The sequence below is a fragment of the Microbacterium sp. ZW CA_36 genome, from assembly GCF_044987475.1.
In the GTDB taxonomy this organism is placed as follows: domain Bacteria; phylum Actinomycetota; class Actinomycetes; order Actinomycetales; family Microbacteriaceae; genus Microbacterium.
The window spans coordinates 192,209-205,531 of the sequence record NZ_JBJDRL010000002.1 but is presented as its reverse complement, the minus strand read 5'-3'; the positions used below and the strand labels follow the sequence as shown (position 1 = coordinate 205,531).

The 13,323-nt window shown below is 71.4% G+C and carries 13 protein-coding genes; 4 read left to right on the top strand and 9 right to left on the bottom strand.

The annotated features are described in order from the left end of the window. Positions 1-52 precede the first annotated feature (52 nt). The gene (locus ACI3KX_RS02415) at positions 53-1,636 is read left to right on the top strand and encodes an AMP-binding protein (protein ID WP_404907513.1); all 1,584 of its coding nucleotides are present in this window, start codon (positions 53-55) and stop codon (positions 1,634-1,636) included. 216 nt (positions 1,637-1,852) lie between these two features. Here ACI3KX_RS02415 and ACI3KX_RS02410 read toward each other — a convergent pair whose 3' ends face one another. The 9 genes from ACI3KX_RS02410 to ACI3KX_RS02370 form a co-directional block, all read right to left on the bottom strand. Continuing rightward, positions 1,853-3,139, bottom strand: coding sequence for an ABC transporter substrate-binding protein (locus ACI3KX_RS02410; protein WP_404907511.1), 1,287 nt, complete (start codon positions 3,137-3,139; stop codon positions 1,853-1,855). A 47-nt stretch (positions 3,140-3,186) separates the two neighbouring features. Further along, the gene (locus ACI3KX_RS02405; RefSeq protein WP_404907510.1) at positions 3,187-4,332 is read right to left on the bottom strand and encodes a branched-chain amino acid ABC transporter permease; all 1,146 of its coding nucleotides are present in this window, start codon (positions 4,330-4,332) and stop codon (positions 3,187-3,189) included. Continuing rightward, positions 4,329-5,207: a branched-chain amino acid ABC transporter permease gene (locus tag ACI3KX_RS02400; protein ID WP_363358042.1), complete on the bottom strand. Its 879-nt coding sequence runs from the start codon at positions 5,205-5,207 to the stop codon at positions 4,329-4,331. The genes ACI3KX_RS02405 and ACI3KX_RS02400 overlap by 4 nt, the downstream gene beginning before the upstream one ends. Then, positions 5,207-5,959, bottom strand: coding sequence for an ABC transporter ATP-binding protein (locus tag ACI3KX_RS02395; RefSeq protein WP_404907508.1), 753 nt, complete (start codon positions 5,957-5,959; stop codon positions 5,207-5,209). The genes ACI3KX_RS02400 and ACI3KX_RS02395 overlap by 1 nt, the downstream gene beginning before the upstream one ends. Beyond that, complete coding sequence (locus tag ACI3KX_RS02390; RefSeq protein ID WP_404907506.1) at positions 5,956-6,693, bottom strand: ABC transporter ATP-binding protein; 738 nt, start codon at positions 6,691-6,693, stop codon at positions 5,956-5,958. Before ACI3KX_RS02390 ends, ACI3KX_RS02395 begins: the two co-directional genes overlap by 4 nt. A gap of 408 nt (positions 6,694-7,101) precedes the next feature. Then, positions 7,102-7,848 (bottom strand): glucose 1-dehydrogenase, encoded by a 747-nt coding sequence (locus ACI3KX_RS02385; protein ID WP_404907504.1) that lies wholly within the window; start codon positions 7,846-7,848, stop codon positions 7,102-7,104. After that, on the bottom strand, positions 7,845-8,885 hold the full coding sequence (locus ACI3KX_RS02380; RefSeq protein WP_404907503.1) for an NADPH:quinone oxidoreductase family protein: 1,041 nt from the start codon (positions 8,883-8,885) through the stop codon (positions 7,845-7,847). Before ACI3KX_RS02380 ends, ACI3KX_RS02385 begins: the two co-directional genes overlap by 4 nt. Further along, complete coding sequence (locus ACI3KX_RS02375) at positions 8,872-9,462, bottom strand: TetR/AcrR family transcriptional regulator (protein ID WP_363358047.1); 591 nt, start codon at positions 9,460-9,462, stop codon at positions 8,872-8,874. The genes ACI3KX_RS02380 and ACI3KX_RS02375 overlap by 14 nt, the downstream gene beginning before the upstream one ends. A gap of 36 nt (positions 9,463-9,498) precedes the next feature. Further along, a complete protein-coding gene (locus tag ACI3KX_RS02370; protein ID WP_404907501.1) occupies positions 9,499-10,254 on the bottom strand; it encodes an SDR family oxidoreductase in 756 nt (251 codons plus the stop codon). A 204-nt stretch (positions 10,255-10,458) separates the two neighbouring features. On the opposite strand from ACI3KX_RS02370, the gene ACI3KX_RS02365 reads away from it, so the two are divergent. From ACI3KX_RS02365 to ACI3KX_RS02355, 3 genes are all read left to right on the top strand, one after another. Next, positions 10,459-11,691 (top strand): acyl-CoA dehydrogenase family protein, encoded by a 1,233-nt coding sequence (locus tag ACI3KX_RS02365; protein WP_404907499.1) that lies wholly within the window; start codon positions 10,459-10,461, stop codon positions 11,689-11,691. A gap of 62 nt (positions 11,692-11,753) precedes the next feature. Next, positions 11,754-12,908, top strand: coding sequence for an AI-2E family transporter (locus tag ACI3KX_RS02360; protein ID WP_363358050.1), 1,155 nt, complete (start codon positions 11,754-11,756; stop codon positions 12,906-12,908). A 203-nt stretch (positions 12,909-13,111) separates the two neighbouring features. Further along, complete coding sequence (locus ACI3KX_RS02355; protein ID WP_349426613.1) at positions 13,112-13,300, top strand: hypothetical protein; 189 nt, start codon at positions 13,112-13,114, stop codon at positions 13,298-13,300. Positions 13,301-13,323: the final 23 nt, after the last annotated feature.

Genomic DNA, 13,323 nt, shown 5'->3' with positions numbered 1-13,323 from the left:
CCGGCGGCATCCGGTCACTCCTCCACCGCTCAACGACGACGGAAGGCCCGACATGACCACCCATCCCCTCGACCCGGCCATCGACGGCGCGGGCTATGCGACCCTGTCGGTCGCGAGCATCCTCGCGGAGTCGGCCGTCCGCCACGCGGAACGCACCGCCTTCCACTTCGCCGGAACGACCACGACGTACCGCGAGCTGTGGGACCAGACGCGCGCCTACGCCGGCGCGCTGCGCGCACGCGGCATCGGCCGGGGCGACCGGGTCGCGATGCTGGTGCCGAACGTGCCGGACTTCGCCCGCGTCTACTACGCCGCGCTCTCGCTCGGCGCGATCGTGGTGCCGGTGCACCTGCTCTTCAAGGCCGACGAGATCGCCTACGTGCTCCGCGACGCGAGCGCAGACCTGCTCGTGGTCGCCGCCCCGCTGCTGGGCGAAGCGGTGCCCGCCGCCGCGGCGGCCGGCGTGCCGCTGGTCACGGTGCTGCTCCCGGCCGATGCCGGCGCGGACCTGCCCCGCCTGGAAGCCGAGGCCGCCGCCGCGGAGCCCATCCCCCGCCACGAGCCCGTCGGCCCGCTGGATGCGGCGACCATCCTGTACACGAGCGGCACCACCGGCACGCCCAAGGGCGCCGTCGGCTCGCACCTGTCGATCGTCGAACAGGTGCACACGACGCTCATCGACGCTTTCGACCTGCGCGCCGACGATGTCGTGTTCGGCGGGCTGCCGCTCTTCCACACCTTCGGGCAGACCGCCGTGATGAACATCGCGCTGCGAGTCGGGGCATCCGTCATCCTGCTGCCGCGGTTCGACGCCGACGAGGCGCTCGCGCTCACGGCAGACCTCGGCGCGACGGTGTTCACGGCCGTGCCCACGATGTACGTGGGGATGCTGGAGGCCGCCCGCCGCTCGTCCGCCCGCCCTCCGCTGCGCTACGCGGTCTCGGGCGGGGCCGCGCTGCCGGTCGCCGTCCTCGAGGCTTTTCGCGATGCCTTCGGCGCCGACGTCCACGAGGGGTACGGCCTCACCGAGACCGCACCCACCGTGTCGTCGAACCCGCTGCGCGAGCCGATCCGGCCGGGCACCGTCGGCCGCGCCCTCTGGGGCGTGGACGTCGCGATCGCCGACCCCGACGTCAACGAGACCGTCGTGCTGGTCGACGCGCACGACGCCCTCGGCGAGATCGTCGTGCGCGGGCACAACCTGTTCAAGGGTTACCTCGGACGAGCGGATGCCTCGGCCGCCGCCGTCGTCGACGGCTGGTTCCGCACCGGCGACCTGGGCACCTACACCGACGGGGTCCTCACCATCGTCGACCGCAAGAAGGACATGATCGTGCGGTCGGGGTACAACGTCTACCCGACCGAGGTGGAGGCCGTGCTCGCTCGGCATCCCGGCATCGCCGTCGCTGCCGTGTTCGGCGTCGACGACGACGTCCGCGGCCAGGAGGTGCACGCGGCGGTCGTGGCGCACGACGGCATCGAGCTCGACCCCGACGACGTCGTGGCGTTCGTGCGCGATCGCATCGCCGCCTACAAGTACCCGCGCATCGTGCACCTCGTGCCGTCGCTGCCGCTGGGCTCGAGCGGGAAGGTGCTCAAGCGCGAGCTCGTCGCACAGTTCTCCCCCGTCGTCTGACGCTCCGCCCCTCGCCGGATCCGCGAGACCCCAGTGGGCGGACGAGACCCTGGGAAACCCCCACGGTCTCGTCCACCCACTGAGGTCTCGCCCGTCGATGGATGCGCAGACGGCGAGCGGAGACGCCGACGCAGGCGGCGAACGGAGACGCCGACGCCGACGCAGGCGGCGACGCCAACGGCCCGGACCGCAGGGCCCGGGCCGTTCGCAGCGGGATCAGGAGCCGGGAACGCCCTCGCCCGAGAGCGTCACGGGCGACGGGTCGACCGTGGTCACGGTGCCGCCGTCGACCGCGTAGGTCGCCCCGACGTAGTCCTGCACGCCCTGGTCGACGGTCGTGATGCCGGCGCCGAGGTAGGCGGCGTGGCTGTCCTCACCGAATGAGAGGGGAAGGATGCCGTTGCCGGCGAGATCACCGGCGCTGACGGCGTCTATCAGCGACTCCCGCGTCGGATTCTCGCCCGCGGCCTCGAGCGCCTCGGCGAACAGGTATGCGACGCTCATGCCGTAGACGGTGTTTCCGTCGAACGGCGCGCCGTCGTTGTACTCGTCGTTGATCTGCCGGAAGAGAGAGACCCACTCCGAGTCGCCGCCCGCGGCCGGCAGGTAGTTGGTGCCCACGAGGCCCTGCAGCAGCTTGGGTCCCACGTCGGCGCCGAGGTACTCGACGAGCGTCTCGTAGCTCGCGCCGGACGACGACGAGAACCACATCGGGAACCACCCCAGCTGCGCGGCGGTCCCGACGGCGAGCGCCGTGAAGCCGTTGATGGTCGCGAGGATGTTGATCTCACACCCCGCCGCCTTGAGGGCGCCGATCTGCGCCGCGACGTCCTGGTTCGAGACCGAGTACCGCTCCACCTGCGCGAGCCCGTCGGCGCCGAGGGCCAGCTCCGCGCCCTCGATCATCTCGTCGCCGAAGTCGTCGTCCTGCCCGAGCAGGCACACGACTTTGTCGGGGTACTCGTCGGCCGCGTACTGCGCGAGCGCGGCACCCTCGACGACGTAGTCGGCGTTGAACCCGAACGTGTTCGGGTACTTCTCCGGCTGGTTCCAGCTGGTCGAGCCCGAGGCCACGAACAGGTCGGGCACCTCGTTCTGGGTGAGGTAGTCGAGGACCGCGGTGTGCGTCGGCGTGCCGAGGCCGTTCACGATCGCGAACACCTCGTCCTCCTGCACGAGCTCGCGGACCACGGTCTGCGTGTTCGCGGGGTTGTAGCCGTCATCCTTGACGATGTACTCGATGTCGCGGCCGTGGACGCCGCCGTTCTCGTTGAGGTAGGCGAAGTACGCCGTCGCGGCCGCCGAGATCGACGCGTAGCCGGCGGCAGCCGGCCCGGTCAGCGGCGTGTGCGTGCCGATCGTCACGGTGTCGTCGCTGACGCCGGGAACGGCCTCGTCGGCCCCGCCCGGGGCGGCGGGCGTGCTGCAGCCGGCGAGCGCGACGGCGACGGCAGATGCGCCGACCAGCGCCGCGACGCGGCGTGTGAGGGAGTGCTGTGACATGGTCACCTCTTTCTGTGTGGTGTGGGTGGTGCGGGACGAGTGGACGATCACGGATGCCGCGACCCGGCGGCCGCAGCTGCGGACGGTTCGTGGGCCGACGACGCGGGGTCCGACTCGGTCGACGTATCGGCGACGACGGCCGCGTGCGAGGGCGCGACGGGAAGCCGCGCCGTGCGACGTCGCCGGCGCCGGAGGCCGGCGAGCCCGCCGGGCCACGCGAGCGTGACCACGATGAGGAGCAGGCCGAAGACGAGGATCGAGAGGTTGCCCGACAGCCGCTGCGCGACCTCGGCCGACAGCGGCAGCGCGGCCGTGGCGGTCCCGAGCAGCCACGGCAGCAGCACGATGAGCGCGGACCCGATCGCCGCGCCGCCGATGCTGCCGAGTCCGCCGAGCACGACCGCGACGACGAGCAGCAGCGAGAACGCGAGGGTGTACGCGCCCGGGCTCACCGACTGCGTGACGAAGCAGAGCACCGCGCCGCCCGCCCCGGCCGCGATGGAGCTGACCGTGAACGCGGTGACCTTCACCCTGCCGGAGCGCACGCCGTTGAGCCGCGCGGCGGTCTCGTCGTCGCGCACCGCCCGCATGCGCAGTCCGAGGCGTCCGCCGGCGAGCGCGGCGAGCGCGGTGACGACGACGCCCGCCACGATGATCGCGACCCACGCCTGCCACTGCTCGACGGCGATGAGCCGCTCGAGCACGGGCGGCACGCCGTCGTAGGCGATCTGCACACCCTGGTCGCCGCGCAGCACGCCCGAGAACACGGCCGCGACGGCGGGCACCGCGATGACGAGCGTGAGTGTCACGCCGGCGAGGTACGGTCCGCGCAGGCGCGCCGCGGCGAGCCCCAGCAGCCAGCCGAGTGCGGCCGACACGACGACCGCGACCAGCATGCCCGTCAGGAATCGCGGGATGCCGGTGATCCCGGCATCCGTCATCGCATTCGCCGTCAGCGCGTAGCCGTAACCGCCTGCGGCCATGAGAGCGGCCTGCCCGAGCGAGAGCTGCCCGCTCTGCCCGATGAGCAGGGTGAGCCCCGCGGTCGCGCAGAAGTAGGCCGCCACCGTGGCGAGCTGGAAGTTGCGATACGGGTCGAGCAGGAAGGTGCCGCCGATGGCGATCAGCGTGAGCACGGCACCGAAGACGAGCACGCGAGGGATGCCGCGCAGCGAGGGAAGCAGGCGGGTCATGCGCTCCTCGCCTCCCGCAGCGAGAAGATGCCGCCTGGTCGCACGAGCAGCACCCCGACGAGCAGCACCAGCACTCCGATGGGTGCGACGGTCGCGCCGAGGTACCCGGTCACGAGGGTCATCGCGACTCCGACGACCAGCCCGCCGACCAGCGCGCCTACCGGCGAGTCCAGCCCGCCGACAACGGCCACGGCGAAGGCGTAGACGAACAGCATGTCGGTCGCGTGCGGGTTGAGCCCCAGCTCGGTGGGCACGAGCAGCATGGCGGCCAGCGCGGCGACCGCGGCCGACAGCATCCAGCCGATCGTGACCATGCGGCCCACCCGCACGCCCAGCACACGCGACACCTCGGGGGCGAAGGCCGAGGCGCGCAGCTGGAGCCCGAGCGATGTGCGGGTGAACAGCAGCGCGAGCACCGCCATGACCGCAAGAGCCACGACGAGGACGAACACGTCGTACGGCGACAGCAGCGGCACGCCGCCGATCGTGATCGGGCTGTCGTCGAACGGCGCGCGCATCGGACGGTACTGCGCCCCGAACAGGATGCCGAGCAGCGACTGCAGCACCATCACCAGCCCGATGGCCACGATCACTCCCGACAGCGGGCTGCTGTGCGGGGCGAAGCGCATCAGGCCGCGTTCCACGCCGAGACCGAGCGCGGCGCCGGCGATGAGCCCGGCCGCCAAGCCGGCCCAGTACGAGCCGGTGAGGCCGGTCACCGCGAACGCGGCGTACGTCGCGACGAGTGCCATCGCGCCCTGCGCGAAGTTCACGATGCGCGCGGCGCGCCAGATCAGCACCAGGGACAGCGCGAACAGCGCGAAGATCGCGCCGCGCGCGAGGCCGGTGGCCAGGAGGAAGAGCAGTCGGTCCATCAGAATCCCAGGTAGGCGTGTCGGAGGGTCTCATCGGCGGCGAGGGCCGCGGCCGGCGCGTCCGCCACGACGCGGCCGAGGTCGAGCACGACGCCGCGATCGGCGATCGACAGGGCGCTGGTGACGTTCTGCTCGGCGAGCAGCACGGTCAGCCCACGGCTGGCGGCGGCATCCCGCAGTGTCCCCATCAGCTGCGCCACGACGAGGGGCGCGAGCCCCAGCGACGGCTCGTCGAGCGCGAGGATCACGGGCTCGGCGATCAGCGCGCGCCCGACGGCGAGCATCTGCCGCTCTCCGCCGGACAGCTGGTGCCCTGCGCTCGCGCGGCGACGGGCGAGGGGCTCGAACAGGTCGTAGATCTCCGCGATGGCGCGCTCGCGCGGTGCCCCGCGATGCCGCCAGAGCGAACCGAGTCGCAGATTCTCGTCGACCGTGAGCTCGGCGACCACGCTCTGCCCGTCCGGCACGAGGGCGAGGCCTCGGCGGGCACGGTCCTCGGTGCGCAGGTCCGCGAGGTCGTCGCCGTCGAGGACGAGGGCGCCGGATGCCGCCGGCACCAGCCCGGCGAGCGTGCGCAGGAGGGTGGTCTTGCCGGCGCCGTTCGCACCCAGGAGCGCCACGACCTCGCCCGGAGCGAGCGCGAAGCCGACGCCGTGGAGCACAGGCGCCCCGCCGTACCCCACGGTGAGGTCGCGGATCTCGAACGCGCCGCGGTGCGCCACCGCCTGCGGCTGTGCGTCTGCCCGTCTCATGCGCGGGCCTTCACGCCGAGGTACGCCTCTTCGACCCGCGGATCCGTGCGCACCTCGTCGGGGGTTCCGCGGGCGATGACGCGGCCGAAGTCCAGCACCACGATGCGGTCGGCGAGACCCATGACGAAGTCGACGTGATGCTCGACGAGCAGCACCGCGCAGCCGGTCGCGGCGACGCGCGCGATGACTTCGCCGAGACCCGCGATGTCATCGGCGCCCAGGCCGCCCGCCGGCTCGTCGAGCAGCAGCAGGCGTGGGGTGGTGACGAGGGCGCGGGCGAGCGCCACCCGCTTGCGGTCGGGATACGACAGCGTGGTCACCTGGCGATGGGCCAGGTCGTCGAGGTCGAGCGCGCGCAGCTGCGCCGCGACCAGATCGTCGTCGTCGCGTCGGCCCGACACGGGCAGCAGGACGTTCTCGCGCGCGGTGAGTCCGGCGAACAGGCCGAGCCCCTGCAGGGTGCGCGAGACGCCGCGCGCGCTCAGTGCGGCGGTGCGCCGCGGTGCGGCGGTGCCGTCGATGCGCACCTCGCCGCGGCGCCGGACGAGCCCGCAGACCGCGTTGAAGACGGTGGTCTTGCCGGCGCCGTTGGGCCCGATGAGCGCGACCACTTCGCCGGGACGGACGTCGAACGAGACGCCGTCGAGCGCGGTCAGGCCGCCGAATGCGACGCTCAGGTCGCTCACGTCGAGCCGCGCGGGAGCGCGGTCGTCGGCATCGGATCGTACGTTCATCGGCACCTCTTCGTGTCGGGTGCGCCCACTGTAGCGTAGAAACCGACCGGGCGGTATGTTCTTGTTGCATGATCGTGATGTGGGCGAGATGGGGGCCGTGCGGCGCGTTTCGTCTCGGTCGCTGCGCTCCCTCGCTCAACGACCGGGCACTCGCTGCGCTCCGCCGCTCAACGACCGGGTACTCGCTGCGCTCCCGCGCTCAACGACCGGGCACTCGCTGCGCTCCCTCGCTCAACGACCGGGTACTCGCTGCGCTCCGCCGCTCAACGACCGGGTCGCGTCTGCGCTCCCTCGCTCAACGACCGGGTCGCGTCTGCGCTCCGCCGCTCGAGGACCCTCGGCGACGCACGACACGCGGTCGTTGAGCGAGCGCAGTGAGACGAAACGCGTCTCGGGGCCGGACCGCGCCTACTTGTGCGGGATGCCGGCGATCATGCCGCCGTCGACGACGAACTCGGCTCCGCTCGTGAACGACGAGGCATCCGAGGCGAGGAAGACGATGGTGCCGGCGAGATCCGACGGCTCGCCCGGCCGGCCGAGCGGGATGTCGAGATGCGCGGGGTCGATGCGCGTCGTCATGTGCGTGTTGATGAACCCCGGATGCACCGAATTGACCCGGATGCCGAACGGCCCGAGTTCGACGGCGAGCGACTGCGACAGTCCGCGAACGCCGAACTTGGCGGCGGTGTAGCCGTGCAGCCCCGGGCTCCCCCGCATGCCCTCGACCGACGAGATGTTGATGATGGAGCCGTGTCCCTGCGCCTTCATGATGGGCACGACCGTGCGGCAGCCGAAGAAGACGCCGGTGAGATTCACGGCGATGACGGCGTTCCACTTCTCGGTGGTGAGGTGTTCGATGGGCGCGGCGTTGGCGATGCCGGCGTTGTTCACCAGGACGTCGACGGCGCCGAACGCGTCGGCGGACGCCTGGACCGCGACATCCCACTCCCGCTCGTCGGTCACATCGAGGTGCGCGAACAGCGCGCGATCGCCGAGTTCTGCGGCGAGCGCCGCCCCGTCGTCGTCGAGGATGTCGGCGATCACGACGCGCGCACCGGACTCGTGCAGCGCCCGCACGTACGCCGCCCCGATGCCGCGGGCGCCGCCGGTGACGAGCGCGACCCTGCCGTCGAGCCCGAACCGATTCGCGCTCACGAGGCCACCTCCATGACGACACGGCCCACCGTGGTGCCCGACGCGAGCGCCGTCAGCGCCTCAGGCGCGCGGTCGAACGGCACGACGTGGTCGACCACCGGCCGCACCGACCCCTCGTCGGCGCGCCGGGTCAGCTCCGCACGGGCCATCTCGATGAGGTCGGGACGCACACCGGGGTACATCCCCCAGTGCAGCCCCACCACCGAGTAGTTCTTGACCAGCACGTGCCCGGCGGGCACGGTCGGGATCGTGCCGCCGGCGAAGCCGACCACCACGATCCTCCCCTCGAACGCGATGCATTTGGTCGATGCGTCGAACGCCGCGCCGCCGACCGGGTCGAACACGACGTCGGCACCGTGGCCGCCCGTCGCGGACTTGACCCCGGCGACGAGGTCGTCGACGCCTCGCACGAGCACGACCTCGGCGCCCGCCTCGCGGGCCACCGCTGCCTTCGCGTCGGAGCCGACCACCCCGATGACCCGCGCGCCGGCGGCGACGCCCAGCTGCACGGCGGCAAGACCCACGCCACCCGCGGCGGCGTGCACGAGCAGCCACTCTCCCGGCTGCAGCGCCGCACGCCGGTGGAGGCCGAACCACGCCGTCTGGTACGCGACGGTGAGCCCCGCGGCTTCGGCGTCGGACAGCGAAGCAGGGGCGGCCCACACGTCGGATGCCGGCAGCACCACGTATTCCGACAGCACACCGATCTTCGACCCGACGACCCGCTCCCCGACGGCGACCCCCGAGACCCCGGACCCCAGGGCGGCGACCGTGCCGACGAGCTCGATTCCCGGCGAGAACGGAAGCTCTGGCTTCACCTGGTACTCGCCCCGGCACAGCAGCACATCGGGGAAGTTGGCCGCGACGGCCACGACCCTCACGAGAACCTCCCCCGCTCCCGGCGCGGGGACCGGCACGGTGTCGAGCGACAGCGCTTCGGCGGGCTCACCGAGCCGTGTCACGCGCCACGCGCGCATCGACGCGGGCACGACCGCCGCGGCGGCGTCAGCATCGACGCTCAGATCAGGTTCCGGCATCCGTTCTCCTCAGACTGGTCAGGAACAGGTCGGTCAGCTGCTCGGCGACGAGCGTCTTGTCTTCGGGACCCTCGGGCGAGTACCAGTGCGAGAGGTAGTGCACGTCGCTGAAGAAGTGGGCGACGAGCATCGCGAGCGGGATGTCGGTGCGGTACAGGCCCTCGGACTGCCCACGCGAGATGAGCTCGGCGAACTCGTCGTGATAGGCGCGCCGGCGGCGGGTGACCTCCTGCTGGCGGGGCGCGGACAGCATGTTGAGGCTGCGGAAGAACACCGCCCCCTCCTCCATGGAGTCGATCGAGGTCTCGAGCACGTCGACGCAGACCGCGCGCAGCACGTCGTCGACGGTGCCGCCGCGGGCGATGATCTGATCCAGGTGCGCCTTCTGCAGCGTCAGCAGCCGCTCGTAGATGCCGAAGAGCAGATCGTCCTTGGACTCGAAGTAGTGGTACATCGCGCCCTTGGTGACGCCGGCGGCCTCGACGATCTGCTGCACGCTCGTGTTGGCGTACCCCTGGCGGGCGAACAGCTCGACGGCGGCGCGGGTGACGTCGTCGGCGACGTGGGAATCCTTCATGCCTTCATCCTTCACCCGAACCGGTCGCGCTTCCCGTCACGTGAGGGGACGGATGCCGGCCCCGCCATCGATCGCGACCGTCTGGCCGGTGATCCACGCGGCGTCGTCCGAGAGGAGGAACGCGACCGGGCCGGCGACGTCGGCCGGCTCGCCGAGCCTCGCCAGAGGATAGGCGGCGGCTGCCTCGGCCTCGTGCCCTTCGTACAGGGCCCGGGCGAAGGCGGTCTTGATCACGGCCGGAGCGACGGCGTTCACGCGGATGCCGGGCGCCAGCTCGTACGCGAGCTGCGCGGTGAGGTTGATGAGCGCGGCCTTCGAGATGCCGTAGAACGCGATGCCGGGGCTGGCGCCGAGACCGGCGACCGAGGCGATGTTGACGACGGAGCGGGAGAGCCCCGCGGCGATCGCGGCGCGCGTCCAGTCGAGGGTGGCGACCACGTTGACCTCGAGGATCTTGCGCGCGGCCTCGGCCTCGATGTCGACGATCGGGCCGTACACCGGGTTGATGCCGGTGTTGTTGACGAGGTGGTCGAGACCGCCGTGGCGCCCCGTGATGTGCGCGAACACGGCGGCGCGATGATCGGCGTCGTCGGCGCGACCGGCGACCGCCGAGGCGGCGTCGCCGAGCTCCGCGATCGCAGCGTCGAGCGCGTCCTGCTTGCGACCCGTGAGCACGACCGCCCCGCCCTCGTCGACGATGCGCCGGGCGATCGCGAAGCCGATGCCGCGGCTGGAGCCCGTCACGAGCGACACCGTGCCCTCGAAGCGACGGGTGTGGTCGATAGGGGTCATGGCGCCTCCTTGCGACATACCGGCTGGTCGGTTTTCCCACGTTAGCAGACGTCTCTGCGTTTCGACTCGCAAGCTCGCTCAACGAGCGGCCCCTCGGTGGCGACCGAGACGAAACGGGTGACACTGAGTACTATGGTCGGTGGGATTCAGTTCCACCCGAACCGGATGCCTCACCATCCGTCCGCACGCGTCAGGAGCCCGATCGTGACCGACTTCCAGCCCCGCCCCGGTCAGAGCGTCGAAGGCTACGACGTCACCGCCCGCCGCGGCACCGACTACTACGCGGTGTTCGCCGACATCCCCGCCGCCGACCGTGAGGCCTGGGAGCGCGCCGAGGCGTACATCGACGAGGTGGGCACGCGCATGCTCGACGCGTGGGACACCGCCGAGTATCCCCTCGACATTGCTATGCGCGCCGGCGAGCTCGACCTCTTCAACGACGGCATCGTGCACCCGTCGCTCACGCGCCTGTCGCCCCTGGCGGCGGGCCTGGTGAACATGGAGATCTCGCGCGGCGACGGGTCGCTGGGCACCGTGCTCGCCGTCCAGGGCGGCCTCGCCCTGCGCACCCTCGCACTGTTCGGCAGCGACGCGCAGCAGGAGCGCTGGCTGGTGCCCGTCGCCCGCGGCGAGGTCCCGGCATCCTTCGCCCTCACTGAGCCCGACCACGGATCGGACTCGGTGTCGCTCGAGACCGTAGCCCGGCGCGCCGGCGACGACTGGGTGCTCGACGGCGCCAAGAAGTGGATCGGCAACGGCGCCTCCGGCGGCATCACGTTCGTGTGGGCGCGCGTCGACTCCCCCGGCGACGAGTTCCACGGCGCGGTGCGCTGCTTCCTCGTCGAGCAGCAGACGCCGGGCTATGTCGGCACGGTGATCCAGGGCAAGGCGTCGCTGCGCGGCATCCATCAGGCGCACATCGTGCTCGACGGTGTACGCGTGCCGTCCGATGCCGTCCTTCCGGGAACGAAGAGCTTCAAGGATGCCTCGACCGTCCTCTACTCGACGCGGTCGGGTGTCGCGTGGTCGGCGCTCGGTCACGCCACCGCCTGCTACGAGGCCGCGCTCGCTTACTCGCAGCAGCGCATCCAGTTCGGCAAGCCCCTCGCCAAGTTCCAGATGGTGCAGGAGCGCCTCGCGAACATGCTCGAGGAGCTCACGGCGATGCAGCTCTACTGTCGCTGGATGGCCGACCTCGAGGAGCGCGGCGAACTGCGTCCTACGCAGGCGTCGCTGGCGAAGTACCACAACACCCGCGCCGCACGACGGATCGCGTCGACGGCGCGCGACATGCTCGGCGGCAACGGCATCCTGCTCGAGAACGGCGTCATGCAGCACATGGCCGACATCGAGGCGATCCACACGTACGAGGGCACCGAGAGCGTGCAGGCACTGCTCATCGGCCGCGACATCACCGGCATGAGCGCGTTCGCTTAGTCGGCCCGCGCCACGCGCGCAACCCGCACGCCCCGGATGCCGGGGACCAATACCCTCGGCTCATGGGACTGTTCCGGAACGACCCGCAGCGCGTCGTCGTCGAGTCGCACGATGTGGAGCCGCGCGCCACCCGTGCACCGTGGAGCCTGTGGGCCGACGGCTTCGGCAAGCTCGGCATCCGCTCGATCCAGATCATCGTCGTCGTCACGGTGGCTGCGGGCATCATCTTCGCGATCCAGCAGCTCACCCTCGTCACGATCCCGCTCGTGATCGCGCTGATCCTCGCGTGCGCATTCAACCCGGTGATGAGCTGGATGCGGCGGCGCGGCATCCCATCGATCCTCGCGACGCTGATCACGCTGCTCGCCATCGTGGTGATCCTCGGCCTCCTGAGCTGGCTCATCGTGTGGGCGGTGCGCGACCAGTGGGACGACCTGTACGCGCAGGCCGAAGACGGCTTCCAGCGTCTGCTCGCCTGGATGCAGACGCTGCCGTTCGACTTCGTGCAGCCTGATCAGCTCGATGAGTGGGTGAAGACGCTCACCGACTTCGTCACGAGCGCGCAGTTCGGCTCCGGCGCGCTCGCCGGTGTCGGGGCGGTCGCGAACTTCGTGACCGGGCTCGTGCTCATGGTGACCATCCTGTTCTTCTTCCTCAAGGACGGTCCGCAGATGTGGGAGTTCATGCTGCGGCCGTTCCGCGGGGCGAACTACCTGCGCGCGCGCCGCATCGGCGACAAGACCACGACGGTGCTGGGCTCGTACGTGCGCGGCACGGCCACCGTCGCCGCCGTCGATGCCATCGGCATCCTGATCGGTCTGCTCATCCTTCAGGTTCCGCTGGCGCTCCCGCTCTCGGTGCTCGTCTTCCTGCTCGCCTTCATCCCGATCGTGGGCGCGACAGTGGCCGGCATCGTGGCCGCGCTCGTCGCACTCGTTGCGAACGGGCCGATCAACGCCCTCCTGGTCGTCGGGGTGGTCGTTCTCGTCAACCAGCTCGAGGGCAACTTCCTGCAGCCCGTACTCATGGGCCGGTCGATGAAGCTGCACGCGTTCGTCATCCTGGTCGCCCTGACCGTGGGCACGGTCCTCGGCGGCATCGTCGGCGCCGTGCTCGCGGTGCCCATCACCGCCGCGGCCTGGGGCGTCATCCAGGTCTGGGACGGCCCCGACCTCCCCGCACGCTGGGCGCGGCCGAAACGGCCGGTCGCGGGCTGAGGCCCCGCCTGGCGCAGCTGAGGCCTCGTCGGCGGCAACGGTCTCGTGCGCGCCGTCTTAGGCCGCGAGGCCGTCCGTCTAAGGCACCCCAGCCGTCAAGACAAGGCGATCGCCCGATGGGGCGGACCCGCCTTAGCGAGGACAGTCGTACCTGTCAGCACAACCGGAACCCTCCGACGTTCCGCCGCAGACAGGAGAGACTCATGAACGACACCACCTTCACCGGCTACATCCTCGACCAGCACCGCGCGGCAGACCTCGTTCGCGAGAACGAGCTGATGGTCGCCCACCGCGAGCAGGGCCGCGCGGTCGAGCGCCCGCACGGGCGCACGCTCGCGGCGTGGTTCCGCACCGCGACCCACCGCGACCCGCGCACCGCGGCCGTCGCGTAGCCGCACCCCCGCCCACGCATGGG